Raw genomic sequence first — 22,311 nt, forward strand, 5'->3', positions numbered from 1 at the left:
TATTATACAATAAGCGATACCGGAAAACTATAATCCGTTTCCCCGTTTTGTGGCCGATTTGACAACTATATTCCGATATGTAATGATATATCGCGATGGAAAGCCAACCAGCACCTGAAGCCGGCCGCAAGAAAATCTGGGGCATGCACCCCAACATATTTTTCCTGGGGCTGGTAAGCCTGCTGACCGACGTATCCAGCGAGATGATTTTCACGCTGGTGCCGCTGGTGGTGGTCAACGTTTTAAGCGGAGGGCCGATAGCCGTAGGGCTGATCGGCGGGCTTTCCGAATGCTTCGACGCCGTTTTCCGCATTTTTTCCGGGCGCATCAGCGACCGATTTAAAAAACGCAAGCTGCTGGCGGTAATCGGCTACGGCTTTTCCACGATATGCAAGCCTTTCATGCTGCTCGCCAATGTCTGGGGAGGCGTGCTGGCGGTACGCTTTGGAGACAGGGTAGGCAAAGGCGTGCGCACCTCGCCGCGGGACGCTCTTATCGCGGACTCGGTGGGACTGGAAAAAAGGGGCAAGGGCTTCGGCATCCACCGCGCCATGGATACCGCCGGGGCGGTCATCGGCCTGGCGGCCGCCGCCATCATTATCTATGTCAGCCAGGGCAGCAGCCTGTTCCTGACCCGCGAGTCCTACCGCTGGATGGTAATTATCGGCATCATCCCGGCCGTGCTGGGGGTGCTGGTGCTGCTGGCTTTAGTCCATGAAAAGGGGCTGGCAAAAAATGTTACGGCCAAAGAATCCGCCGCGCCTAAAGCCGCCGCCCCCTTCAGCGCCAAATTCAAAATCTTCCTGGCCGTTATGGCTATCTTCACACTGGGCAACTCCAGCGACTTTTTTGTCATACTGCGGGCGCAGAACCTGGGCACGGACGTGCTCGGCATAACGCTGATGCTGGTACTATTTAACTTAACTTATGTGGCTACGTCGGTGCCGGCGGGGATGCTCTCGGACAAACTGGGGCGTAAGAAACTGATTATCATCGGCTGGACGATTTATGCCCTGGTCTATCTTGGCTTCGCATTAGCGGGACATGCCTGGGCCATGTGGGTGCTGTTCGCCTGCTACGGCGTTTATTACGGGATAGTGGAGGGGGTGGCCCGCGCTTTCGTGGCGGACCTGGTGCCGGCGGAAAGAAGGGGCACCGCTTACGGCTACTATCACGGGGTGGTGGGGCTGATGCTTTTACCGGCGAGCGTGCTGGCAGGCTGGCTGTGGGATAAGGTCAGCCCGGCGACGCCGTTTTACCTGGGGGCGGGGCTGGCTTTCCTGGCGATGATATGCATGCTGGTGCTGGTGAAGGAAACGCGGCAAAAAGCTATTCCAGCTTAATATTATCAATCAATCTTGTTTTGCCGAATTTCACCGCCATGGATACCAGCGACTGCGTTTTAATGCGGTGAATCTCTTTTAACGTGCCTGCATCCGCCACGGAAATATAGTCGATGTCGGCCAGGGGCTCTTTTTCTATCATCCCGGTCATTTCCCGCCGGATAACGCCGGAGTCGCGTTCCCCTTTAGCGTAAAGGCCCTGCGCCAGTGTCAGCGCCCGGAAAAGCACGGCGGCGCCCTGCCGCTGCTCGGTGTTAAGGTAGGTGTTGCGGCTGCTCATCGCCAGGCCGTCCGGCTCCCTAACCGTAGGGCACACCACCACCTCCGTGTTCATGTTGAGGTCGGTGGCCATCTTCCTGATAACGGCTACCTGCTGGGCGTCTTTCTGGCCGAAGTAGGCTTTATCGGCCGCTACGATATTGAAAAGCTTGGTAACAACGGTGCTGACGCCGCGGAAATGCCCCGGCCGCACCGCCCCCTCAAGATAGTCCGTAATCCCCTTGACCTCTACCCAGGTATCATAGTTTTCCGGGTACATCTCTTTTTCCGAAGGCATGAAAACGATGTCCGTGAGCGGCTCCAGCATGGCGAGGTCGCGGTTGATATCGCGCGGGTAGGTCTTGAAGTCCTCTTTAGGGCCGAACTGGGTGGGATTCACGAAAATACTGACGACTACCGACTGATTTTCATCTTTGGCCTGCCGTACCAGGGAGATATGGCCTTCATGGAGATAGCCCATGGTGGGCACGAAGCCCACGCCGCCCGTGAGCGATATTCTCGCCTGGCGCATATCGGCAATCTTTTCAATGACTTTCATAAGACCCCTGAAAAATCCCCCTCCCCCGGGGGGAGAGGTTATAAGTGAGGGGGGTATAAATTTCTTTATTTCACCCTCACCTGACCTCTCCCGTAGAGGAGGTAGAAATAGATTTATTCCAGACCGGCCAGCACGGAGGCGTCCAGCGGGAAGCTCTGCGCCTCGGTAGGGAACGCGCCGGATTTTACTTCCGCATGGTACTGCGCCACGGCCTTGGCGGTAATATCGGCGATGGTGGCGTAACGCTTGGTATGCTTGGGGACATAATCGGTAAACGAGCCGAGGATATCATGAATAACCTGCACCTGGCCGTCACAGCCGGCCCCGGCGCCGATGCCGATGGTGGGGATACTTATCTTTCTGGAAATCAGGGCGGCGAGGGGGGCGGGCACGGTCTCCAGCACCACGCCGAAAGCGCCGGCCTGGTCCAGGGCGATGGCGTCATCGAGGAGGCGTTTGGCGGCTTCCGCCGTTTTACCCTGTATCTTGTGGCCGCCCAGCTGGTTGATGGACTGGGGCGTCAGGCCGATATGTCCCATCACCGGGATGCCGGCGTCCGTCATTTTCTTAACGGTGGCTGCCACGGTAACGCCGCCTTCCAGTTTAACGGCCTGGCAGCCGGCTTCCTGCATAAAGCGGCCGGCGTTGTGCATGGCATCTTCCACACTGGCCTGGTAGGTCATAAAGGGCATGTCTCCCACCACCAGGGCGTTCTTGGCGCCCCGCATGACGGCTTTGATGTGATGAATCATTACTTCGAGTGTAACCGGCAAGGTAGAGTCATAGCCCAGCACCACCATGCCCAGGCTATCGCCCACCAGAATCAGGGGCAGGCCGGCTTCATCCACTATCTTGGCGGTGGTGTAATCATAGGCGGTGAGCATGGATATCTTCTCACCTTTTTGCTTCATGGCTTTTATCTGGCTGATGGTAACCCGCATAGCGCCTCCTTAAGCGAAGACTTTTTCATCGAGCCGGGTAACGATTTCATTCTTCTCATTAACGTGGACGACTTTGGGCTTGTAGTCCTTAAGCTTTTCTTCCGGCACCTCCTGGTAGGTCAGGATAATGACGATATCGCCCTTGACGGCGAGACGGGCGGCGGCGCCGTTCAAACAGATATCCCCGCCTCCGGCCGGCCCCTCGATGGCGTAGGTGGTAAAGCGGGCGCCGTTGTTGATGTTCAGTACATGCACCTGCTCGTAGGGCAGGATATCGGCCTTGTCCATGAGATTGCAGTCGATGGTGATGCTGCCCTCATAGTTGATGTTGGCATCGGTAACCCGTGCCCGGTGGATTTTGCTTTTTAACATCATTCTCATTGGACTCCCCTTGAATGAAATTTTTACTTGCCTTTAATAATAAGTTCCAGTTCAGCGGCCTGCCGGCCGGTTATCGTCCCCTTGGCCAGCGCCACGGGGATGGTCTGCAGTCCCAGCTCTTTATAAGGGAAGAGTAAAGCCGGGGCTTTTTCCTGCAATGCCTGGAGGTGCTTGCTGACGGTGCCGGCATCACCGCGGGCGATGGGTCCGGTAAGGCATTGCGGAATGCCGATGGTCTCGATGTTGTGGAGGGTGCCGCGGATGAGAGGGAGGAGAGCTTTGGTGGCCTGGTCGGTGGGGATATCGAAGGTCTGCCAGAGATCGGTGGCCATTTTAACCAGGGTAACCAGGTAGTTGCTGGCGAAAACGGCCGCCGCGTGGTAGGCGACTTTATCCCCGGCTTGCAGCGTTATCCAGTTGCCGCCGAGGTCATCAGCCATTTTTTTGAGGTTGGCGAGGAGGGGTTCTTCAGATTCCAGGGCGAAGGTAGAACTGGGGAGGTTTTCGAGGGCTTCTTTGACACCGGCGAAGGTCTGGAGGGGATGAAATCCGCCGACCATGGCGCCGGAGGCTCTGGCCGGTTCGAGGATGGCGGTGGAATCAGCGCCGCTGCAGTGGATGACGCTTTTGCCCGCCCGCCATTTTACCCGGGCTGTCACCGCGGCGATGGCGTTGTCCGGGGTGGTGACGAAGATGATATCGGCGGCGTCAGCTGTTTCCTGGTAGCTGCTAAATACCTTGCAGTCACTTACCGCCGCGGCCAGTTTCTCCGCGGAGGTACGGCTCCGGCTGTTGACGCCCGCCACCGCATACCCCTTGCGGCTCAAAAGAACCGCCAGGGCGGTACCTACTTTACCTGCGCCTATAAAACCTAATTTGAGCATTTTCCCACCAAAACAAAAACCCTCTCAGATTCAGCTGAGAGGGCATCATTAACAGGACTTTTTTGCTGCCGTCTCGGTCGTTTCCGATCCAAGCGACTTATTTATTTTGTTAAGGTATCGGCTCTGAACTCACCGCCAAACTGGTCGATGGTCATTGTTATTGTATCACGGATATTCGCCGTTTGTCAATGGTTTGTAGCTAACATATTACTCACAGATTGGCTTAAGCGGATGAAGGATGCTATAATTTCAGAGTAATTTTTACTTTAAGTGAGGCACAAAATAGATATCATACCTTCCATAGACCTGCGGGACGGCAAATGCGTCCGTTTATATCAGGGAAACTATAACCGGGAGACCGTTTTCTCCGATGACCCCCTTGACGTGGCTTTGAAATGGCAGTCCATGGGGGCGCCGCGCCTGCACATCGTGGACCTGGACGGGGCCGCCAGCGGGGAGATACTTAACCTGGAAATAATCAGGAACATAGCCAGCGCCATGCTGATACCGGTGCAGATGGGCGGGGGTATCCGACGCCTGGACACGGTGGAGGAGTTGCTGAAAGCGGGCATCGAGCGGGTTATCCTGGGCACGGCCGCCGTGGAAGACCCGGCTTTTGTGGTCGATGCCTGCCGGCGCTACCGGGAATCCGTCATCGTGGGGATTGACGCCCGGGACGGGAAAATCGCCACCCACGGCTGGATAAAAGAGACGGACCTGACGGCGGTGGACTTCGCCAGGACGATGGTCAAGAGCGGGGTGAAACGGTTTATCTATACGGATATAGAGCGGGACGGCACGCTGACGGAGCCCAACTTCTCCGCCATCGCCGCCATGATAGACGCACTGGGGCTGCCGGTCATCGCCGCCGGGGGGATATCGTCGCTGAACCACCTGAAAATGCTGAGCAAACTGGGGGCGGAGGGGGCTATCGTGGGCAAGGCGCTTTATACCGGGGACATCAATCTGAAGCAGGTAATCGCGGAAACGAACGAAGTATAAAAAGGTAACCGGAAAATGACGAAACTGAATTTCGACGAAAAAGGGCTTATCCCGGCGGTCATCCAGGACGCGCAGAACGGCGAGGTATTGATGCTGGGCTATATGAACGAGGAATCCCTGCGCCGCACCCGGGAAAGCGGCGAGGTCTGGTTTTACAGTCGCTCCCGGCAGGAGCTGTGGCACAAGGGCGATACTTCCGGCAATATCATCAAAGTGGTGAATATCAAATATAACTGCGAGAACAACTCGCTGCTGGTCTCCGCCAATCCCACCGGGCCGGTCTGCCACACCAATAACCGCACCTGCTTTTACCGTGACTTAACATAAACATTGTTATGTTGTAGGAAGCCATTGAAGAAGATCCGTAAGCCGGAAAAGCCGGACGCGGCGCGCTGTAAGGTAATAGCCTGCGCCACGGTGCTGGAAGAGATGCTGCCGCTAATGCCGCCCGGCCTGAAATACCAGCGGCTGGAGTTCGGGCTGCACAACGAGCCGGACAAGCTCAAGAAATCCTTACAGGAAGCCATAGACGCCGCGGAACCGGAAATAACGACCATCCTGCTGGGCTATGGGCTTTGCTCCAGGGCGGTAACCGGACTGAAATCTGACTCCCGGACGCTGGTAATCCCCAAAATCGACGACTGCATAGGTATTTTCCTGGGGTCGGCGGAAGCCTATAATCAGCAGCACCGCCGGGAGCCCGGCACGCTGTATTACACCAAAGGCTGGGTGGAAGCCAATGATAATCCCTACGACCAGATGGGGGACTTAGTCAAGAAATACGGCGAGGCCAGGGCGCGGTCGTACCTCAAGACGCTGCTGAAAAACTATACCCGCCTGGTGTTCATCAATACCGGCAACTATGAGATTGATTATTACCGCGAACGCACCAGGACCGCCGCCGCTGAGCTGAATCTGCGTTATGAGGAAATAAAGGGCTCCAATGCGCTGATAAAGAAGCTGCTTTCCGGTGAGTGGGATGAAGATTTCGTTATCGCCCCGCCCGGCAAAGCCATATCTTTCCTGGACTTCAAGGGAGGTTAAAACGCATTAACCGGCTTGAGCGGCGCGGGCCGCTTCCTCCATGATATCCACCTCCACCGCTTTGTTGAGGGCGGCTATCGCCACTTCAATCTGCTTATCATCCGGCTCGCCGGTGGTCATGGACTGGAGCCATAAACCGGGGGCCAGGACAATTTTCATCAGCCAGTTTTTAGTATGTTTGGCGCCGAAATATATCATCTCATAACCCAGCCCCATGATAACCGGCAGCAGCGCGACGCGGGACAGCACCATCAGCCACAGGGTCTGCCGTCCCACGAAGGAAAAGACGATGATGGCGATGACCAGCACGAAGAAAAGGAAACTGGTGCCGCAGCGCACGTGCGCCCGGCTGTACTTCTTGATGGCATCCACTTCCATCGGCACGCCGGCCTCGTAAGCGTTGACCGTTTTGTGCTCGGCGCCGTGGTAGGTAAAGACACGCTTGATATCGGACATCATGCCGATAATCTTGAGGTAGCCGATGAATATCGTCAGACGTATAACGCCCTCGACCACATTGAAAAGGACGGCATTGGGGATGTGGGCATTGAGCAGCTTGGTGAGAAACAGGGGCGCGACAAAGAACAGTCCCACCACCAGCGCCGCTGATATCAGCATCATGACCCAGATGGCTTTCTTGGGTATCTCCTCCTCCTCTTCCTCTATGGAAACGTTGGCGGAGTAGAGCAGGCTGTTGATGCCCAGCACCATCGACTCAAAAAGCACCACCACGCCCCGGAAAAACGGCGTACGGCGCGCCCAGCTGGTAGAGGCGGAAGGCTGCGGTTTGACGTCCAGGATGATTTCCCCGTTGGGGCGGCGCACGGCGGTGACCGCGGAGCTGCGCCCGCGTATCATTACGCCTTCCATGACGGCCTGACCGCCGTAGTTATATTTCTTTTGTTCTGCCATGCTGCTTAAAAAAAAGGAGTCCCGTTTTTTCCCGGAACTCCTTTTGCCTTTCTGGAATGTGCCTTGCGCTAACCTTTTATGCTGTAGCGCTTCTTGAACCGCTCCACGCGTCCGGCGGTATCCATCATGCGCCGCTCGCCGGTAAAGAACGGATGGCAATTGCTGCAGACTTCCACCCTGAGTTCCTTCTTGGTGGAACCGGTGGTGAATTTATTGCCGCAGGAACAAATGACTACGGCATCATTAAAGTACTTGGGATGTATTTTCTCTTTCATAACGTTCAGTCCGTGTAAACGCTGACCTTTCTCCGGTCATTTCTGATCGGCTCATATTTGACCACGCCGTCAACCATGGCGTACAGGGTGTAGTCCTTGCCCACGCCCACGTTTTCCCCGGCGTGAATATGCGTGCCGTGCTGGCGTACCAGGATGGTGCCGGACCGGACGGTTTGCCCGGCGAATATCTTGACGCCGAGCCGCTGGCTCTGGCTGTCCCGGCCGTTGCGACTCTGGGCAGCTCCTTTTTTATGCGCCATCTTCTACTGTCTCCTCTGTCTTCTTGCGCCGCGCCCGCTTCACCGGTTTGACGTCTTCCGCACCCGCGGGGAGTATCTTGTCTATGCTCAGCCGGGTGTAAAGCTGGCGATGACCGTTCTTCCGGCGATAGCGTACTTTAGGCTTGTACTTGAATATGATTATCTTATCGCCTTTAACGTTTTGTGTTACCGTGGCCGTAACCCTGGCGCCGTCAACGAGCGGTTTACCGACGGTGACATTATCGCCGTCGGAAATGAAGAGCACCTTGTCCAGCTGAACGGCGCCGCCTTCTTCCGCTTCCAGACGGTCGATTTCTATCGTCTGGCCTTCGGTTACTTTATACTGCTTACCGCCTGTTTCAATTATAGCGTAAATTTTCAGCCTCCCAAACACTTACAAACATCATATTCTACCAAATATATAGCTTAGAGTCAAACACGCATTCAACTTACCGGAATCGGCGCTTTTATATGCCAGTGCAGGTGGGGGGTTACGCCGGGAGCCGCCGCGTTGAACCGGACGTAAAAGCCTTTATCCGTTTTATCGATGCCCAGAGCCGCGGCGACTTTCTGCACCGCCGTCATCATGGCAGTCAATAGCGCGCCGTCAAGCGCCTCCGGGGAAAGCGCCGAAGTTACATGCCGCTTGGGGATTACCAGGGCGTGGACATCCTCGCTCTCTTTCGGAAACGGGGGGTGGTAAAAAGCCATCACGAGGTCGTCTTCCCAGATTATTTCTACCGGCATTTTTCCGGAGAGTAAGTCCTCGCAATACCAGTCTGTACGAGCCATTGTACCTCCTTCATTCCGGTTTTTTCTCTTGCTCGGTCAGGATGCTGACCCTGGGATAAAAACCGTACCGGCGGTAAAAAGAAAACACCTCTTCATTACCGGCGGCCACGGCGATGACCCTCCTGGAGACCTCACCAGCGTCCATCCACGCCAGAGCCTTTTTCATCAGCCCGTCACCGATACCGCCGCCCCGGTATTCCTTGGCCACATAAATGGACTCTATCTCACCCTCTTTATTCCCGGATATGACGCTCACGCAGTAGCCGACTAATTCGCCGGTGGCTTTATCTTTAGCCAGGTCGATAAGCATCGCGCCGCCTTCGGACTTTGCCAGCAGCTGGCACTTTCTATCAGCGAAGGTGATATTGTCAAAACGCTCTTTAAAGACCTCCGGCGACCGCTCTTTATGGTGCTGCACCAGTTTCCGCCACAGCGGAGCGATTAGTTCCAGGTCCTTTTCATCGGTCCTGATATAGGTGATATTCCCGGTGTCCTTCATGGAAGCAGCCTCATAATCGTTCTTGCAGCTTTTCCCACTCCATTTTTACCCGTTGTTTAAGCTCATCCGGCGTGCCGCCGTTTTCAATAAGCACATCCGCTTTTTTAATGCGTTCCGCGTTGGTCATCTGCGACCTGATGCGTGACCTGACCACTTCCACGGAATAGTCCGGGCGGTCTTTAATTCTTAGTACCACGGCGTCTTCCGGGGCCGCGGTGACCCAGATTTCATCCGCCTGCCAGGCGCGTTTAGCTTCCAGCATGGCCGCCGCTTCCAGCACCAGCACTTTAACGCCCTGTTTCCGGTATTCCTTTATCTTTTCCGCCACCATTTCGTCGATGGCGGGGTGCACAATCTTGTTGAGCCGCTCCAGGGCGGCGCGGTCGTTAAAGACTACTTTACCCAGGCGGGCGCGGTCGATTCCGCCGTCGGCGGCCATAATATCTTTCCCGAAAGCGTCCACCGCCTGCCGATAAGCCTTGTTTCCCTGCCGCAGGACCTCATGACCGGCCTTATCCAGGTCCATTACTGCCGCCCCCAGCTCAGCCAGGTAACGCCCCGCGGTGCTTTTGCCGCTGCCGATGCCGCCGGTTAGTCCGATTACTCTCATAATAATAGTCGCTATTTATTAGTTATTAGTAAATTCGACCGCTATATTATATTATATTTAGTTGAAATAGGATATACATTTTATTCATGCTTATTTTCGCGCACACAGGAATTACGCTGGGGGCGGCGGCTTTACTGGCTGGCGGGGCCAAACGCGGGCGCAACCCGGCGGAATGGCTCACGGCGCTGTCCGGCTACCTGGATATACGCTGGCTGCTGGTAGGCTCGCTGCTGCCGGATATCATAGACAAGCCGGTGGGGCAAATGCTTTTTCGGGACACCTTCCAGAACGGACGGATTTTCTCCCATACCCTGCTTTTTCTCATCGTGGTCAGCGCGTTAGGATTTTACTGGTGGAAAAGGCAAAAAAGCAGATGGCTGCTGGCGCTGGCGGCCGGGACTTTCACGCATCTGGTGCTGGACAGCATGTGGAGGACACCCCAAACGCTGTTCTGGCCGCTGCGGGGCTGGGAGTTCCCCAAAGCCGAACTCGAGGACTGGGTGGGGGGAATCTGGCATGCCCTGGTCTCCAACCCCGGGGTATTTGTGCCGGAGTTGATAGGGCTGGGCCTACTGGTGTGGCTGGCGGCGGTTATCATCAAACGCCGGAAGACTGGCGACTTTATCAAATACGGCAGAATCGCTTGACGGACGGACGACGCTAGACCTCGACGGAGATGGCGTCCCCCTCTACCTTCACCTTGTAAGCGGCAATGCCCCGGGGCGACTTCAGCGCCTTACCGATCGACGCGGCGAAGCCGCTGCCTTTCAACCAGCGCAGGTTTTGCCCGGTGCGGATGTCAAACTGCGAGCCGTGCAGGGGGCAGGTCACGGTAGTCCCCTCCAGCGTCCCTTTTGAGAGGTCGCCGTTCATGTGCGAGCAGCGGTTGGTGACGGCATAATAGCTGCCGCCCGCCCGGGCCACCAGGATATCCTGCCCCTCCACGGTTACCTTTTTCATGGTGCCGTCCTTGAAATCACCGGCAACGCCTACTTTTACGAATTTACCCATAGCATCCCCCCTTCCGGCATGATTATTACAGGACTGCCGGGCTATTTATTCTATTCGTCCTTTAACAGGTCGTTAAAAACTTCTATGTGATACTTTTCATTGTCCCGGATGCGCAGCAGCAGCGCTTTGAGACCGGCGTCGTCAATCTCTTTGGCTGCCTGGTCGTATTTAGCGGCGACCTCTTTTTCAATCTTGATATCCGCTTTCAGCATGTCCGCCGTTTTGGTAGGCAGGTCGATTTCACCGTGCCGGATTATCGGGCTGCCGCCGCCGCCCACCATTTCCTCGGCCAGCCAGCCCAGGTGCTGCATCTCGTTAATGGCCTGGTCTTCCAGCTGTTTCTTGGCTTCCTTGTTTTTGGTCATATAGGAATGGAACATGTACTGCAAAACGACGGAATACTCATGGTTGACGCCCCAGGCCAGCGTATCCGTTACCTTATCCTGGCGGTTGCCCCGGACATCCTTGAGCTTTTCCTTTTTAGCTTTTTCGATGAAATGCGCGAACTTGCCGCGGTGCGCCTGCTCGTCCGCCAGTATACGCTTGAGCAGTCTCTTTATAACGGAGTCGTCGATGGCTTCAATGTGCTTTTTATAGCCGGCGATAGCGCCGTCTTCCAGCCCCACGTCATTGGTCATCCACTCCGGCACCAGTTTTCCGGCCATGTTCTGGGTGCCGGTATTCAGGCTGGGCTGGCCGCCGAGCTGCACGATGGTCTCCGCCAGCCAGTCAAAATGACGCATCTCGTCCCGGGCGATGGCCTCAATCTCACAGGACATTTCCCCCTCACCCACGGCGTAAGCGTGGGCCAAATATTGTACGATGGCGCCGTGCTCGTCCTGGAGGTCAAGGTTCAGTAGTTCTATTATTTTCTTTTTTTCCATCATCTACCTCTGTATTTCGTTTTAGCCCGAATATTTTCCTGGTGGTATAGGTTATCCACTTCCAGTGCAGTATTATATGGATAATCACGATAGCCACCAGCGCCACCGCCGCCCAGTCGTGTAGCTCAATCCAGGTATACCGCGACCAGAGAAAGTCGCTGCCGGTAAGCCTGATGCCGAAGCCGCGGTGCCCGCCCGGTATCACCAGCCACAGGAGAAAACCGGAGACGGCCTGTAGCAGTCCCGCCAGGAGCAGGAACAGGAAAAGGACATAGTTTACCGTCCATTTTTTCATAGTGAATTACGGTCTACGCTACCTTTTTAAATTCGCTCTTGGCCGCCCCGCACATGGGGCAGACCCAGTCGTCCGGGAGGCTTTCGAAAGCGGTGCCCGGGGCGATATTGTTATCGGGGTCGCCGAGGGCGGGGTCGTAGATATAGCCGCAAACAGTGCATTCGTACTTGGCCATTATTTACCTCCTGTTGGTTCTTTAGGGATATAGCTGGGGGCGGACTTGGGGGTGGTGCCGCGTTTGACCTGGTAGTAGTATTCGTAGGTCATGCAGGGGTTATCGTTAAAGACCTCCGCCGCCACCACTTTGCCGATAAATATGGTGTGGGTGCCGATGGTTATTTCCTGGATAACCTCGGCCTCCAGAAAGGCGGTGGTATTATCCAGGAACAGCGGGGCGCCGGTCTGTCCCAGTTTATAGTTGACGCCCTTGAGTTTGTCCACGTCACGGCCGGACTTGAACCCGAACCCTCCGATAAAGGGCAGCGGCGCCGTCTGGCCGAGCACCGAGGCGGTAAAGACGCGGTCGGCGGTAATGTACTCGTGGGTAAGATTGTTTTTGTTAATGCTTACGGCCAGGGTGGGCGGCTCGGACGTTATCTGGAAAACGGTATTGGCGATTTGCCCGTTCAGCTTCTCGCCCCGGCGCGAGCCCACGATGTATAAACCGTAGCCTATTTTATGGAGAGCTCCGGAATCCATGGTATTACCTCCCCTACATGACTTCTTTTTCGCTGGCTTCCACGGCTTTTTTCAGCTCGGCGGCGAGCATCGGCGGCAGTCCCTCGATATCCACTCTCAAGAAACCCCGGACGATAGCCGCGGTGGCTTCCTGCCGGGTCAGACCCCTGGCCATGAGGTACTCCACCTCGTCCTCGGCGATTTTGCCCACCGCCGCCTCATGGGAAAGGTCGATGCCGGCCAGCGTGCCTTTCAGCTCCGGCACGGCGTAAATGGTGCCTTTTTCCCCTAGTATCAGGCCGCGGCACTCCAGGTGGCCTTTGACATCCGGGGCGTTCCCCTCGATATAGCCGCGCGCCGATATGTTGCCGCCGGTGGTAATCGCCCGGGAAACTATTTCCGTCCGGGACTTGGGGGCATTGAGCAGGACCCGCGAGCCGGCGTCAATATTGCTGCCGGGGACCGCCACCAGGATGCTGTTATAGCGCACGGTGGCGTTTTCACCCACGCATTTGGCGGTGGGGTACATCTGTATGGAATTGACCGGCTTCATCAGCAGGTAGTTGCTCAGGAACAGTCCGCCTTCTTCCACGATGGTGGTGGTGCGGGGGCGTACCGCGATTTCCGGGTTCCAGTTATGTATCATGGTGAAGGTAATCTTGGCGCCTTTTTTAACATAAAACTCGGATACCCCCAGGTGCAGACCGGGCTCGTCCCGGGAAGAGGTGGCGCAGCCGGTGATAATGTGCAGTTCAGAGCCTTCTTCCGCGATGATGATATTGTGTACGTTCTGCACTACCTTGGATTTGTCCATGTAGAGACAGGCCTGTACCGGGTAGAAGGTCTTCTGGCCGGGCAGCGCCCGGATAAAGTAGCCGTCGTTCTCACTCAACTCCACGTTGGCGGTATATTTGTCCGCGTCCACGGATACCGCTTTCCACATGTAGTCCTGGACCCAGTCGTATTTTTTCAGCGCCTGGCTGACCGCCATCACCTCCACGCCCTCTTGCCTGGCGGAGAAGTGCACCGGGGTATTGTCCATTTGCAGGAAAGTCCCGGAGCGCTGGGACGGGTCGTCCAGCATTATGCCGGCGCCCAGCATGATATTTTTCGTTTCCCTGGACAGCGCCGAAGGGTCGGCCTGGTAGGGATGTTCCGCGCCGGTGGCGCTGTACTTGCCGATATTGATATCTTCACCGTAGGCGGCCGCTTTGGCGGTGGCCGCTTTGGCTTTTTCTTTCGTTGTTTTGGAAGTTGCGTTATTACTCATGGGTCGGTACCCTCCCCAGATAACATTGGATACATTCGTTATAGCCCTTTTCCCGGATGGTGCCCAGCATCTCATGGGGGTCGCCCACGCAGCCGATAGTGCCGTCACACATGACGTAGCCGGTACGGGCATTGACATAATCCAGAATATGGCCGGTGTGGGTGATAATCAGCCCCATGCAGCGGCGCTCCGAGATTGGGCAGTTCTTTTCCAGCAGTTCGTTCATCATCTCGCCGATGAGCACGATATTGACCAGGTCAACGCCGGACTCCGGCTCATCCAGCAGGGTTAGCTCCGGGCGCTGCGCCAGCAGCTGCATCAGCTCCGAGCGTTTGATTTCACCGCCGGAGAAGCCGTAGTTGATGTCCCGCTCCAGGAAGTCCTGCAAGTCAGCCCGCTCCGCCAGTTTGAGTATGGAGGCGTCCTCCACGTTACTCTTAAGACAGGCCGCCACCATGTCCCGCGTTTTCACGCCCCGGACCACCGGCGGCCGCTGGAAAGACATGCCTATGCCCAGGCGCGCCCGCTCGTCCACGCTCATATTGGTGATATCCTGGTCTTTAAAAAAGATATTGCCTTTGGTGACCTTGTACTTGGGGAAACCCATGATGGCGGAAAGCAGGGTGCTTTTGCCGGCACCGTTAGGCCCGAAGAGCACATGCGTCTCCCCTGTCTGGATGGTCATGTTGACGTCATGGAGGATTTCCTTGCCCTCCACGGATACGGATAGGTCTGTGATTTTCAGCATGTTACACACTCCTGCCGGTGAGTATTACCTTGCCTGCGGCTAGCCGCCGTCAACGGAGGTATGCTCCGTCTTGACGAAGTAGCCCTCCGGGTCCTCGAGAAACTCGTAGTAGTCCTGGAGAACGCGGTGATGTTCATATTCCTGGGCGGACAGGGAGGAATATAATTGTTTTTCAGCCGGGTAAGCGGCCAGCTTTTCCCGTTCCTTGTAATAGTCCAGCGTTTTGTTCTCCATGTCCATGCCGGTCCTGACCGCGTCCAGCTCCTGGGTCATGGGGGCGGCGTTCTTGCCTAATTTTTCCGCCGCTGCCGCGAAAACCGTCCTCAGGTTCTTGCCGCCATCGCCGGTGAAAGTGATATCCGGCCAACCCTTTTTGCTCTTGATGGCATTATAGATATTCTTGAAAATTTCCCGGTGAATATCCTCTTCCGCCGCCAGCTTCTTGAGCAGCTCTTTGCCCAGTTGGTTTTTACTCGCCTGGCTGGCTTTAAGGTAGAACTCCTTGCCGTCTATTTCCATTTTTAAAGCGGTTTCCAGTCCCGCCATGGTCGCATCCTGTTCTTTGGCCATTAGCTACCTCCAGGTTATTTTAGTTCTTAACCACCATTTTAGGGGATGGAAACGGCGGCGGTATGTGATAAAAGTTTCATTACCGGTAATTCGTACGGTCTATATTTGCAGTATAGCATAATCCTTTTAATAATCTAACCCTGCCTTTTAATACCCTGTGAGTAAAATCACATACAGTCCCCGGCCTATTGTTTACAATTTCAGTAAACAAAGGGAGGAGGGATAGATGAAAACAATACGCCTGCTGGGAATAGGGGTAGCCATCCTGGGCATAGCCGCCTTGGCGATAGGGGTGGTGTTTGTCGTGGAGGGGTTTGCCAAGAACAACTTGATCGTGGACAGGATGAACGTGGAAAAGGTGTCCATCGCGCTGGACCCGAACAACCCCACCGTTTACACCCAGATTAACAACGCCGCGGAGGCGCAGCAAGCCGCGGACACCATCGCTTCGCACCGCCGGGCTATCGCTCCCACTTACCAGGACCTGCTGGCCGGCGGTCAGTTCGACCCCACCAATCCCAAGGATCTGACCTATGCCCAGGCGATGAACCTGGAGAACTACCTGTACATGGCGGTGACCGCCTTTGGGCTTATCCAGGTGACAGAAGCCAGCGGCGCTTTCATGATTATCACCGGCCTGGCTATCGGCGGAGTGGGGCTGGCGCTTTACCGCATAGGGCGCAACTCACCGCAACAAATAGTTCAGAAAACCGTAATATAATTGTGCTATACTGGTTCTAATATTATAAGGAGATAAGTGTCATGAGCGATACGTTGAAACTGGTGGAGCAGCTAATAGCCGAGCATAAGGTTATCAAAGAAAAGACCCTTTCCGCCCAGAAAGCCGCTAACGATACCAGCCTGCTGGCGGACCTGCTGAAAGCCAGGGACAGCTTCGTTTCCGGCCGGCCCAACTGGAGCCAGAACCTGGAAAAACTCTGGGACATGATAAAGTCGATAGACACCTGGCTGGACAAGCACTTCAGCCGGGAGGAGAATATCCTGCTGCCGGCGGTGGTAAAGCTTAATAACCAGGAGCTGCTGGACGCCCTGGAAACCCGTTTATTCGAGCACCATGACCTGCGGGAAAGGATGCTGCATTCACGGGAACGCATTGCCGAGCTTATCAACGGCACGCTGGCATCCAATCTCTGGGAGGCGACTTACCAAGATATCCAGGTCTACCTCGTACATACGTGGCGACTGCTTTCCACCCATGCCAAGAACGAAAACCACTTTTTCAGCGACCTGCGTAAGCAGCTGAAAAAAGCCGAATAGTGAAAGGAGCCGGGACATTGGCCAGAAAAACCAGCCTTACCGTAAATAACGTACCTATCGTACTGGACTATTTTGTAGAGGGATATGTTTACCATGTGACCGGCGGCATCATCGCCAGCCTGAAAGACACCGGCCCTATCAAGAACTTAACGCTCACCGCGGCCGGGGATGGTCAGATGAGCCTGACATTGAACGGCGCGGATGTCCCGCTTAACGAGTTCGTGGTGAAGATTGTCCGCAGCACGCTGGCGGGCATGGTAGCCACGCTCAAGGGCGTGGACAGCGAGATGAAGACCCTGGAGCTGAAAATCAGCGCCTGAACCTGTTTATATCGAAGTCTCGCAGAGTCGAATCTCGCCCCAGGCGCCGATGCTCTCCCCGATAACTATCACGATGCCTTTCAGCCCGGGGATTTTACGCCCCAGCTCTATCCCGTCACTGATATCTCCGGGCTTGACCACCTTGTTGCAGACGGCGGTAGCCGCCGCGTCTGCCAGCGCCGCTGAAGCGGCGGTAATGATAACCGCATCCGCTTTGCCGTAGCTCAGGGAATGTCCCACCGTGCCGGACGAGGTGCAAATACCCAGGGGAGTGTCCCCGGGGTTTATTTCCAGCCCTATTTTCCCGGTCAGCGGCGAGTTCCCGGCGTAGATGCCGATTATCCTCTGGCGGGTGATTTTCAGGAAAATGTCCCCCCCGTTTTCCACGATTATCTCCGGGGAATACTCCAATAATTCCCCGCCCACCATTTCCGCCATAGCGCCGGCCACCGCCGCCATGGGGCCGACGTTAGCCAGCCGCCCGGCCTCTATCATGTCCAGCACGATGCGGGGCGCGTGGGTGGGAGTGGGGAGGGGGACCAGTGAGGTTAAAAAGTCGGGGTTATTTTGAATGTATTCTTCCAGCTGTTCCCGGTATTTGAGCACCAGGCGGCGGGCTTTTCTTTGCAGGTTGGCGGCAGCCCTCAGGTACAAGTCCGTCTCTTTGACGGATACGTTGAAGGCCGCCAGGTCCCGGCTTTCAATCCAGTGGCGGTAGGTACGCGGCTGATACTCATCCTTTTTCATCGTTATGCCTTACAACAAGGCGTTCTACCGTTTCCCCGCCGATTACTTCTCCGGTTTCGCAAAAGCCGAGGCTTGAATACAACTTGTCCGCGATAACGTTTTCAGGCACGTGGGAAATGGAGATTGAGTCGCAGTCCGGCTTTTCCTTCAGCAGCCTGATAACTTCATGCATGGCGGCTTTACCGTATCCCATACGCTGGTATTTCCGGTCTATCATCAGGCGCAGAATCCGGTAACAGCCGTCATCCGGGTCTTTACCGTACATGATAAATCCCACCATCATATTGCCGTGATAGACCGCCAGCGGCTGGTAAGCGGGGTAAAAACCGGCTTCCGCCAGGGAATAAACATTGGCGACTACGAACGTCTTCTGTTCGTCACCGACCTGCAGGGCGATGCATTCCTTCCAGTTGTCTTTGTTTATCTCGCGGAGCGTAATTCCCATACCGCACCTAGATAACCAGGTCGTCCTCAATGATGGCGTATTCAAAAGAGTCCAGCCAGACCGGCGTTCCGTTTTCGCCGGTGCGCACCAGAAAGTCTTTACGGCTCAGGCCTTCTTTTTTCATGCCGCAATTTTCCAGGACTTTCCAGGAGGCGGTGTTATCCGGGCTGCAATGCCCCACCACCCGGTGGGCGTTAAGCTCGGCAAAAGCGTACCGGATAACGGCGCGCGCCGCTTCCGTAGCGTAACCTTTGTTTTGAAACGCGGGATTGAACATGTACCCGATATTCCAGGTGCGGAAATTATCCGGCCTTTCCCGGTTAAGGGAAACCTGCCCGATAAGTTTACCGGTATCTTTTAACGTTACCGCCCAGAAGACATCATCTTTGACTCTTTCCCGGCAGATTTTTTTGGCTTCCTTAAGCGTTACCGGTGCTCCCCGCTCGAACCGGTAGGACTCTTTTAAAGAAAGGTATTCGTAGAGGTCTTGAAAGTCGCTGTTCTTGAAGGGGCGGATGATTAGTCTTTCCGTGGTCAGCATTAAAAGTGCACTTCCATGGCGTGCGGGGGGCAGGCGGGAATGCAAAGACCGCAGCCGATGCATTTCTCATTATTAAAGATAACCAGCTGGGTTTTGGGGTCGAGCTTGAAAGCGCCGGTGGGGCACACGGTAACGCAGGCGCCGCACTGGGTGCACCGCTCTTCGTTGCGGGTGATGTCCTGGCTCAGGCTTTGAATCTGCACGCCGGCTTTAAGCAGGAACTCGATGCCGCGGTCGTATTCCGCCTGGTTTCCCTTAAGCTCCAGCACCAGCAGCCCTTCCTGCTCCGGGGTAATGGAAGCCTTGAGGATATTGAACTCCAGGTCATAGTCCTTGGCCAGCCGGTATATTATCGGGCGCTCTACCATGCGCCGGGGAAAACGCAGCACAACTTTTTTGGAAACAGCCATCATCGCACCTCTTGCCTAGCCTTCGATAGGGCGTTCCCGGAGCGGCTTGACCGTCACGCCGGACTCCGCGCCGGGCAGTTTCTCCACCGGCTCCGTCAGGAAAAATTTGCCGGTCTGTATCCAGTCTTTCAGGGTGGCGGCGATTTCCACCGCCCTGGGATAGCTGGAGCGCGCCGCCGTGGGTACGTCCTTGCCCTTGATTTTCACCTTGCCGCTCTTCAGCTCGGCGTAGGTAACCTCGGCCACGGTATCCGGCCGGCGCTGGGGGTAAGCATCGGAATAGTCTATCACCTGGGCGTAAATATCCGCGTCCGTCACGGTGGTGTACTGTAAAATCTCTTCGTTCAATATGGGGATAGGCACGCCGATGCCCACCGTCAGGCTGCACCCGTAGCCCTGGACGGAAGCGCCCACCAGCCATTTGGGGCTCATCTGCTTGAGGTCGCCGATGACGGCCAGCGTGCCGGCGCCGCCCTTGGGGATGCCTTTCTCCGTGCGGGGCACGGTGGGATTATGCTGGGTGCCCTGCCAGGCCACGAAACCCGTCCCCCCGCCCAGGAATATCCTGGTGCCGATGCCGATGGTCTGGTAAAAGGGGTCGTTGAAAAGCGGGGAAAGCTGCCCCGCCGAACTGTAATTGACATTGCCCATCTTCGGCTTGAGCATGCCCATGTAGGTATAAATCGTTTTATCGGAAAGGTTCACCGCCACGTTATAGTTCTGGTAAGCGTTGCGGATATTGAAAAGCACCGCCTCGTTAAGGTCTTTGATATTCAGCCAGGTCTCCAGCCTCTTGCGCGGATAGCAGTCCGTCCCGTAAGCCGTGGCTACCAGCCGCACGTCTTTGCCCGCCACCAGCTCCTCGATAACGTGGCCGCCGCCGTAGTTGAACTCGCCGGGATGGAAGCGGTTGCGCGGGTCGTCATCGGGTAAAGCATTAGCCCCCAGGAACAGGTCCGCCGCCGCCAGCCCGGTATAGGCGGGGACATCGTTAAGGTAAGCACGGCCGCCCCCCAGCTTGATGCGCGGACTGGCATGGCCGATGTTGAAATAAGCGCCGGAAGAGCACATTATCCCGAAGGTACCGGTGGTAACCACATCCACTTCCCGGGCGGCCTGCTTGACGCCTTTTTCCTGCGCCACCCGGATAATTTCCTCGGCGGTAAAGACCACCGCCTTGCCGGTTTTTATCTTCTCATTAATTTCCGCAATCGTCTTGGCCACTTCGTTAACCTCTTATAGTTTACTGAAAAGGTCGGGATTAACTAACATTGTAGCAAAACCTTAGCTTAAATTCAAATGGGAGGGATAAATTATTTCATTATCCCTCTTTTTCCAGGAGGGACGATAGATTGCGTACAGGCAGATGATGATGTAAATTAATCTATCGTCTCCCTTTTGTGAAGTCGCATGTTTCCTATGGACGCCGTGAATCGGAAGGAGAGCGAGAGGGCTTTTAGCCGCCCGCCCCGCCGCTATCACCTTTCCTAATACTGTGTTGAAGCGCCCCCCGGTATAAGCTATAATCAAAAGTGAACCCCCTTTATTATTAGGAGATTACCTTGTACAGAACTCATACCTGCGGTTCTCTCAGAAAAGAAAATGTGGGCGCCACCGTGTCCCTGGCCGGCTGGGTCAACCGCCGGCGCGACCACGGCGGGCTGGTCTTTATAGATTTGCGGGACCGTTACGGCATCGTCCAGACGGTGTTCAATCCCGCCATCTCGCCGGAAGCTTTAAAAACCGCCGAGCAGCTGCGCAGCGAGTACGTGATTACCCTTACCGGCGAGGTGTCTTTACGCCCCGCCGGCACCGAGAACAGCAAGCTGCCCACCGGCGAGGTAGAGGTAATCGTTAAAAACGTGACGATACTGAATGCCTCCAATACACCTCCCTTTTATATCAACGAGGAGGTGGAGGTGGACGAGAACGTGCGCCTCCGGTACCGCTACCTTGACCTGCGGCGCCCGCGCATGAGAGATAACCTCATCCTGCGTCACCACATCATCAAGTTCATCCATGACTTCCTGGACGCCCGCGGCTTCATAGAGGTGGAGACGCCCATTTTGCTTAAGAGCACCCCGGAGGGTGCGCGCGACTATTTAGTGCCGAGCCGCATCCACCCGGGGGAGTTTTACGCTTTGCCCCAGTCCCCCCAGCAGGTAAAACAGCTATTGATGGTGGCCGGCATCGACCGTTATTACCAGATTGCCCGCTGCTTCCGCGACGAGGACACCCGCGCCGACCGTCAGCCGGAGTTCACCCAGCTGGACATCGAGATGAGCTTCGTGGAAGAAGAGGAAATTATCGCCCTTATCGAAGAGATGTTCTATACCATGGTGCGCACGCTCAAACCGGAAAAGCGGATGCATAAGCCGTTCCCGCGCCTGACCTACGCGGAGTCGCTGGACCGCTTCGGCACGGACAAGCCGGACATTCGCTTCGGGATGGAGATTAAAGATATATCTGACATCGCCGCCGGCACGGAGTTCGGCGTTTTCAGGAAAGCCCTGGACGCCGGTGGCAAGGTCAAGGGAATTTGTGTACCTGGCTGCGCCGGCTACACGCGCCGACAGATGGACGACTTGAACGATTCGGCCAAACAACTGGGGGCGGGGGGGCTGGTGACTATAGCCCTGGACGCTGCCGGCAGCATCGAGCATTTGACCGGCGACATGGTGAAGTCCGCCGCCTTTAAATTCCTGACACTGGAGCAGGTGAAAGCCATGGCCGGGACACTTGAAGCCGGCCCCGGCGACCTGCTGCTGATGGTGGCCGGAGATAACCGGCTGGCTAACACCGTCCTGGGCGAGCTGCGCAAAGAAATGGGTAAAAGGCTCAAGCTGGCCGACCCGCAGGAGTTGGCTTTCGCTTTCATCGTGGACTTTCCGCTGTTTGAAAGAGACCTCCAGACGGGCCGGCTGCAGGCTACCCATCACCCCTTCACCATGCCCCGTGACGAGGATATTCCGTTGCTGGACACGGCGCCGGAAAAGATTACCGCCAAATGCTATGACTTCGTCTGCAACGGCTACGAGCTTTGCAGCGGCAGCATCAGGATACACACCGCCGAGATGCAGAAAAAGATTTTCCGCATCCTGGGTTATGAGGATAAAACAATCGAGGAGCTTTTCGGGCATATGCTGGAAGCTTTCAGCTACGGCGCGCCCCCGCACGGCGGCATCGCCCCGGGCATCGACCGCGTGGTCATGCTGCTGGCCGGGGAAGAAAGCATCCGCGACGTCGTGGCCTTCCCCAAGAACCAGGCGGCCGTGGACCTTACCTTCAGGGCCCCGGCCCCGGTGACGGAAGATCAGCTGAAAGAATTGCATATCAAACTGCGTGAAGAGTAGG

Annotated in this window: 33 protein-coding genes; 9 read left to right on the top strand and 24 right to left on the bottom strand. The window is 55.9% G+C overall.

Annotation, left to right across the window (positions count from 1 at the left end):
* Nucleotides 1-95: 95 nt before the first annotated feature.
* A complete protein-coding gene (locus WC370_01300; protein MFA5308106.1) occupies nucleotides 96-1,343 on the top strand; it encodes an MFS transporter in 1,248 nt (415 codons plus the stop codon).
* On the opposite strand, the gene panC is transcribed toward WC370_01300, so the two are convergent.
* The 4 genes from panC to WC370_01320 all read right to left on the bottom strand — a co-directional run bounded on the left by panC (nucleotide 1,330) and on the right by WC370_01320 (nucleotide 4,366).
* Nucleotides 1,330-2,160, bottom strand: a complete 831-nt coding sequence (gene panC / locus WC370_01305) for a pantoate--beta-alanine ligase (protein MFA5308107.1) — start codon at nucleotides 2,158-2,160, stop codon at nucleotides 1,330-1,332. The two genes, WC370_01300 and panC, sit on opposite strands and share 14 nt — an antisense overlap.
* A 113-nt stretch (nucleotides 2,161-2,273) precedes the next feature.
* Nucleotides 2,274-3,101, bottom strand: a complete 828-nt coding sequence (gene panB, locus WC370_01310) for a 3-methyl-2-oxobutanoate hydroxymethyltransferase (GenBank protein MFA5308108.1) — start codon at nucleotides 3,099-3,101, stop codon at nucleotides 2,274-2,276.
* Nucleotides 3,102-3,110: 9 nt separating this feature from the next.
* Entirely contained in the window at nucleotides 3,111-3,476 is a 366-nt protein-coding gene (gene panD / locus WC370_01315; protein ID MFA5308109.1) for an aspartate 1-decarboxylase, read from the bottom strand.
* 29 nt (nucleotides 3,477-3,505) lie between these two features.
* Nucleotides 3,506-4,366: a DUF2520 domain-containing protein gene (locus WC370_01320; protein MFA5308110.1), complete on the bottom strand. Its 861-nt coding sequence runs from the start codon at nucleotides 4,364-4,366 to the stop codon at nucleotides 3,506-3,508.
* A gap of 270 nt (nucleotides 4,367-4,636) precedes the next feature.
* Between WC370_01320 and hisA the strand changes: the two genes are divergently transcribed.
* From hisA to WC370_01335, 3 genes are read left to right on the top strand one after another with little or no spacing between them, the layout of a single operon-like run.
* A complete protein-coding gene (hisA, locus tag WC370_01325) occupies nucleotides 4,637-5,368 on the top strand; it encodes a 1-(5-phosphoribosyl)-5-[(5-phosphoribosylamino)methylideneamino]imidazole-4-carboxamide isomerase (protein ID MFA5308111.1) in 732 nt (243 codons plus the stop codon).
* Between the two features lie 15 nt (nucleotides 5,369-5,383).
* Entirely contained in the window at nucleotides 5,384-5,695 is a 312-nt protein-coding gene (gene hisI, locus WC370_01330) for a phosphoribosyl-AMP cyclohydrolase (GenBank protein ID MFA5308112.1), read from the top strand.
* Nucleotides 5,696-5,719: 24 nt separating this feature from the next.
* The gene (locus tag WC370_01335) at nucleotides 5,720-6,412 is read left to right on the top strand and encodes a DUF1638 domain-containing protein (protein ID MFA5308113.1); all 693 of its coding nucleotides are present in this window, start codon (nucleotides 5,720-5,722) and stop codon (nucleotides 6,410-6,412) included.
* 6 nt (nucleotides 6,413-6,418) lie between these two features.
* Here WC370_01335 and WC370_01340 read toward each other — a convergent pair whose 3' ends face one another.
* The 7 genes from WC370_01340 to coaE all read right to left on the bottom strand — a co-directional run bounded on the left by WC370_01340 (nucleotide 6,419) and on the right by coaE (nucleotide 9,760).
* Nucleotides 6,419-7,324, bottom strand: a complete 906-nt coding sequence (locus tag WC370_01340) for a DUF1385 domain-containing protein (GenBank protein MFA5308114.1) — start codon at nucleotides 7,322-7,324, stop codon at nucleotides 6,419-6,421.
* 68 nt (nucleotides 7,325-7,392) lie between these two features.
* Nucleotides 7,393-7,599 (bottom strand): 50S ribosomal protein L31, encoded by a 207-nt coding sequence (gene rpmE / locus WC370_01345; GenBank protein MFA5308115.1) that lies wholly within the window; start codon nucleotides 7,597-7,599, stop codon nucleotides 7,393-7,395.
* 5 nt (nucleotides 7,600-7,604) lie between these two features.
* Nucleotides 7,605-7,859, bottom strand: a complete 255-nt coding sequence (gene rpmA, locus WC370_01350) for a 50S ribosomal protein L27 (protein ID MFA5308116.1) — start codon at nucleotides 7,857-7,859, stop codon at nucleotides 7,605-7,607.
* On the bottom strand, nucleotides 7,849-8,253 hold the full coding sequence (gene rplU, locus WC370_01355; protein ID MFA5308117.1) for a 50S ribosomal protein L21: 405 nt from the start codon (nucleotides 8,251-8,253) through the stop codon (nucleotides 7,849-7,851). The genes rpmA and rplU overlap by 11 nt, the downstream gene beginning before the upstream one ends.
* Before the next feature lie 50 nt (nucleotides 8,254-8,303).
* The gene (locus WC370_01360) at nucleotides 8,304-8,651 is read right to left on the bottom strand and encodes an HIT domain-containing protein (GenBank protein ID MFA5308118.1); all 348 of its coding nucleotides are present in this window, start codon (nucleotides 8,649-8,651) and stop codon (nucleotides 8,304-8,306) included.
* A gap of 10 nt (nucleotides 8,652-8,661) precedes the next feature.
* Nucleotides 8,662-9,150 (bottom strand): GNAT family N-acetyltransferase, encoded by a 489-nt coding sequence (locus WC370_01365; GenBank protein MFA5308119.1) that lies wholly within the window; start codon nucleotides 9,148-9,150, stop codon nucleotides 8,662-8,664.
* 10 nt (nucleotides 9,151-9,160) lie between these two features.
* On the bottom strand, nucleotides 9,161-9,760 hold the full coding sequence (coaE, locus tag WC370_01370; GenBank protein ID MFA5308120.1) for a dephospho-CoA kinase: 600 nt from the start codon (nucleotides 9,758-9,760) through the stop codon (nucleotides 9,161-9,163).
* Between the two features lie 86 nt (nucleotides 9,761-9,846).
* Here coaE and WC370_01375 point away from each other — a divergent pair, with 86 nt between their 5' ends.
* Entirely contained in the window at nucleotides 9,847-10,407 is a 561-nt protein-coding gene (locus WC370_01375) for a metal-dependent hydrolase (protein ID MFA5308121.1), read from the top strand.
* A gap of 13 nt (nucleotides 10,408-10,420) precedes the next feature.
* On the opposite strand, the gene WC370_01380 is transcribed toward WC370_01375, so the two are convergent.
* The 8 genes from WC370_01380 to WC370_01415 are packed head-to-tail and all read right to left on the bottom strand — an operon-like array spanning nucleotide 10,421 to nucleotide 15,216.
* Nucleotides 10,421-10,771 (bottom strand): non-heme iron oxygenase ferredoxin subunit, encoded by a 351-nt coding sequence (locus WC370_01380; protein ID MFA5308122.1) that lies wholly within the window; start codon nucleotides 10,769-10,771, stop codon nucleotides 10,421-10,423.
* A 50-nt stretch (nucleotides 10,772-10,821) separates the two neighbouring features.
* The gene (locus WC370_01385; protein MFA5308123.1) at nucleotides 10,822-11,655 is read right to left on the bottom strand and encodes a ferritin-like domain-containing protein; all 834 of its coding nucleotides are present in this window, start codon (nucleotides 11,653-11,655) and stop codon (nucleotides 10,822-10,824) included.
* Complete coding sequence (locus tag WC370_01390; GenBank protein ID MFA5308124.1) at nucleotides 11,618-11,950, bottom strand: DUF4405 domain-containing protein; 333 nt, start codon at nucleotides 11,948-11,950, stop codon at nucleotides 11,618-11,620. The genes WC370_01385 and WC370_01390 overlap by 38 nt, the downstream gene beginning before the upstream one ends.
* A 13-nt stretch (nucleotides 11,951-11,963) precedes the next feature.
* Entirely contained in the window at nucleotides 11,964-12,125 is a 162-nt protein-coding gene (locus WC370_01395) for a rubredoxin (GenBank protein MFA5308125.1), read from the bottom strand.
* The gene (locus WC370_01400) at nucleotides 12,125-12,649 is read right to left on the bottom strand and encodes a flavin reductase family protein (protein ID MFA5308126.1); all 525 of its coding nucleotides are present in this window, start codon (nucleotides 12,647-12,649) and stop codon (nucleotides 12,125-12,127) included. Before WC370_01400 ends, WC370_01395 begins: the two co-directional genes overlap by 1 nt.
* Before the next feature lie 13 nt (nucleotides 12,650-12,662).
* The gene (locus tag WC370_01405) at nucleotides 12,663-13,898 is read right to left on the bottom strand and encodes a SufD family Fe-S cluster assembly protein (protein ID MFA5308127.1); all 1,236 of its coding nucleotides are present in this window, start codon (nucleotides 13,896-13,898) and stop codon (nucleotides 12,663-12,665) included.
* A complete protein-coding gene (locus tag WC370_01410; protein MFA5308128.1) occupies nucleotides 13,891-14,646 on the bottom strand; it encodes an ABC transporter ATP-binding protein in 756 nt (251 codons plus the stop codon). Before WC370_01410 ends, WC370_01405 begins: the two co-directional genes overlap by 8 nt.
* Nucleotides 14,647-14,685: 39 nt before the next feature.
* On the bottom strand, nucleotides 14,686-15,216 hold the full coding sequence (locus WC370_01415) for a ferritin family protein (GenBank protein ID MFA5308129.1): 531 nt from the start codon (nucleotides 15,214-15,216) through the stop codon (nucleotides 14,686-14,688).
* 226 nt (nucleotides 15,217-15,442) lie between these two features.
* Between WC370_01415 and WC370_01420 the strand changes: the two genes are divergently transcribed.
* From WC370_01420 to WC370_01430, 3 genes are read left to right on the top strand one after another with little or no spacing between them, the layout of a single operon-like run.
* On the top strand, nucleotides 15,443-15,937 hold the full coding sequence (locus tag WC370_01420; protein MFA5308130.1) for a hypothetical protein: 495 nt from the start codon (nucleotides 15,443-15,445) through the stop codon (nucleotides 15,935-15,937).
* Nucleotides 15,938-15,978: 41 nt separating this feature from the next.
* Complete coding sequence (locus tag WC370_01425; protein MFA5308131.1) at nucleotides 15,979-16,494, top strand: hypothetical protein; 516 nt, start codon at nucleotides 15,979-15,981, stop codon at nucleotides 16,492-16,494.
* A 17-nt stretch (nucleotides 16,495-16,511) separates the two neighbouring features.
* Nucleotides 16,512-16,814 (top strand): hypothetical protein, encoded by a 303-nt coding sequence (locus WC370_01430; protein MFA5308132.1) that lies wholly within the window; start codon nucleotides 16,512-16,514, stop codon nucleotides 16,812-16,814.
* Nucleotides 16,815-16,820: 6 nt separating this feature from the next.
* Here WC370_01430 and WC370_01435 read toward each other — a convergent pair whose 3' ends face one another.
* The 5 genes from WC370_01435 to WC370_01455 are packed head-to-tail and all read right to left on the bottom strand — an operon-like array spanning nucleotide 16,821 to nucleotide 20,181.
* Complete coding sequence (locus tag WC370_01435) at nucleotides 16,821-17,561, bottom strand: UPF0280 family protein (GenBank protein ID MFA5308133.1); 741 nt, start codon at nucleotides 17,559-17,561, stop codon at nucleotides 16,821-16,823.
* Nucleotides 17,548-18,006 (bottom strand): GNAT family N-acetyltransferase, encoded by a 459-nt coding sequence (locus WC370_01440; protein MFA5308134.1) that lies wholly within the window; start codon nucleotides 18,004-18,006, stop codon nucleotides 17,548-17,550. Before WC370_01440 ends, WC370_01435 begins: the two co-directional genes overlap by 14 nt.
* A gap of 7 nt (nucleotides 18,007-18,013) precedes the next feature.
* Complete coding sequence (locus tag WC370_01445; protein MFA5308135.1) at nucleotides 18,014-18,547, bottom strand: GNAT family N-acetyltransferase; 534 nt, start codon at nucleotides 18,545-18,547, stop codon at nucleotides 18,014-18,016.
* Nucleotides 18,547-18,957, bottom strand: coding sequence for a 4Fe-4S binding protein (locus tag WC370_01450; protein ID MFA5308136.1), 411 nt, complete (start codon nucleotides 18,955-18,957; stop codon nucleotides 18,547-18,549). The genes WC370_01445 and WC370_01450 overlap by 1 nt, the downstream gene beginning before the upstream one ends.
* A 15-nt stretch (nucleotides 18,958-18,972) precedes the next feature.
* Nucleotides 18,973-20,181, bottom strand: coding sequence for a homocysteine biosynthesis protein (locus tag WC370_01455; protein ID MFA5308137.1), 1,209 nt, complete (start codon nucleotides 20,179-20,181; stop codon nucleotides 18,973-18,975).
* 338 nt (nucleotides 20,182-20,519) lie between these two features.
* Between WC370_01455 and aspS the strand changes: the two genes are divergently transcribed.
* Nucleotides 20,520-22,310: an aspartate--tRNA ligase gene (aspS, locus tag WC370_01460; protein ID MFA5308138.1), complete on the top strand. Its 1,791-nt coding sequence runs from the start codon at nucleotides 20,520-20,522 to the stop codon at nucleotides 22,308-22,310.
* Nucleotide 22,311: the final 1 nt, after the last annotated feature.

It is taken from the genome of Dehalococcoidales bacterium, from assembly GCA_041652735.1.
Taxonomy (GTDB): domain Bacteria; phylum Chloroflexota; class Dehalococcoidia; order Dehalococcoidales; family RBG-16-60-22; genus RBG-13-51-18.

Coding starts and splice junctions, on each gene's coding strand:
- WC370_01450 (MFA5308136.1), bottom strand. CDS start 18,957: ATGGCTGTTTCCAAAAAAGTTGTGCTGCGTTTTCCCCGGCGCATGGTA.
- WC370_01390 (MFA5308124.1), bottom strand. CDS start 11,950: ATGAAAAAATGGACGGTAAACTATGTCCTTTTCCTGTTCCTGCTCCTG.
- WC370_01400 (MFA5308126.1), bottom strand. CDS start 12,649: ATGGATTCCGGAGCTCTCCATAAAATAGGCTACGGTTTATACATCGTG.
- WC370_01415 (MFA5308129.1), bottom strand. CDS start 15,216: ATGGCCAAAGAACAGGATGCGACCATGGCGGGACTGGAAACCGCTTTA.
- WC370_01440 (MFA5308134.1), bottom strand. CDS start 18,006: ATGGGAATTACGCTCCGCGAGATAAACAAAGACAACTGGAAGGAATGC.
- hisI (MFA5308112.1), top strand. CDS start 5,384: ATGACGAAACTGAATTTCGACGAAAAAGGGCTTATCCCGGCGGTCATC.
- panC (MFA5308107.1), bottom strand. CDS start 2,160: ATGAAAGTCATTGAAAAGATTGCCGATATGCGCCAGGCGAGAATATCG.
- WC370_01395 (MFA5308125.1), bottom strand. CDS start 12,125: ATGGCCAAGTACGAATGCACTGTTTGCGGCTATATCTACGACCCCGCC.
- WC370_01445 (MFA5308135.1), bottom strand. CDS start 18,547: ATGCTGACCACGGAAAGACTAATCATCCGCCCCTTCAAGAACAGCGAC.
- WC370_01435 (MFA5308133.1), bottom strand. CDS start 17,561: ATGAAAAAGGATGAGTATCAGCCGCGTACCTACCGCCACTGGATTGAA.
- rpmE (MFA5308115.1), bottom strand. CDS start 7,599: ATGAAAGAGAAAATACATCCCAAGTACTTTAATGATGCCGTAGTCATT.
- WC370_01365 (MFA5308119.1), bottom strand. CDS start 9,150: ATGAAGGACACCGGGAATATCACCTATATCAGGACCGATGAAAAGGAC.
- WC370_01360 (MFA5308118.1), bottom strand. CDS start 8,651: ATGGCTCGTACAGACTGGTATTGCGAGGACTTACTCTCCGGAAAAATG.
- WC370_01320 (MFA5308110.1), bottom strand. CDS start 4,366: ATGCTCAAATTAGGTTTTATAGGCGCAGGTAAAGTAGGTACCGCCCTG.
- WC370_01425 (MFA5308131.1), top strand. CDS start 15,979: ATGAGCGATACGTTGAAACTGGTGGAGCAGCTAATAGCCGAGCATAAG.
- rpmA (MFA5308116.1), bottom strand. CDS start 7,859: ATGGCGCATAAAAAAGGAGCTGCCCAGAGTCGCAACGGCCGGGACAGC.
- panD (MFA5308109.1), bottom strand. CDS start 3,476: ATGATGTTAAAAAGCAAAATCCACCGGGCACGGGTTACCGATGCCAAC.
- WC370_01405 (MFA5308127.1), bottom strand. CDS start 13,898: ATGAGTAATAACGCAACTTCCAAAACAACGAAAGAAAAAGCCAAAGCG.
- WC370_01410 (MFA5308128.1), bottom strand. CDS start 14,646: ATGCTGAAAATCACAGACCTATCCGTATCCGTGGAGGGCAAGGAAATC.
- coaE (MFA5308120.1), bottom strand. CDS start 9,760: ATGAGAGTAATCGGACTAACCGGCGGCATCGGCAGCGGCAAAAGCACC.
- WC370_01375 (MFA5308121.1), top strand. CDS start 9,847: ATGCTTATTTTCGCGCACACAGGAATTACGCTGGGGGCGGCGGCTTTA.
- WC370_01420 (MFA5308130.1), top strand. CDS start 15,443: ATGAAAACAATACGCCTGCTGGGAATAGGGGTAGCCATCCTGGGCATA.
- WC370_01340 (MFA5308114.1), bottom strand. CDS start 7,324: ATGGCAGAACAAAAGAAATATAACTACGGCGGTCAGGCCGTCATGGAA.
- WC370_01385 (MFA5308123.1), bottom strand. CDS start 11,655: ATGGAAAAAAAGAAAATAATAGAACTACTGAACCTTGACCTCCAGGAC.
- WC370_01300 (MFA5308106.1), top strand. CDS start 96: ATGGAAAGCCAACCAGCACCTGAAGCCGGCCGCAAGAAAATCTGGGGC.
- WC370_01380 (MFA5308122.1), bottom strand. CDS start 10,771: ATGGGTAAATTCGTAAAAGTAGGCGTTGCCGGTGATTTCAAGGACGGC.
- panB (MFA5308108.1), bottom strand. CDS start 3,101: ATGCGGGTTACCATCAGCCAGATAAAAGCCATGAAGCAAAAAGGTGAG.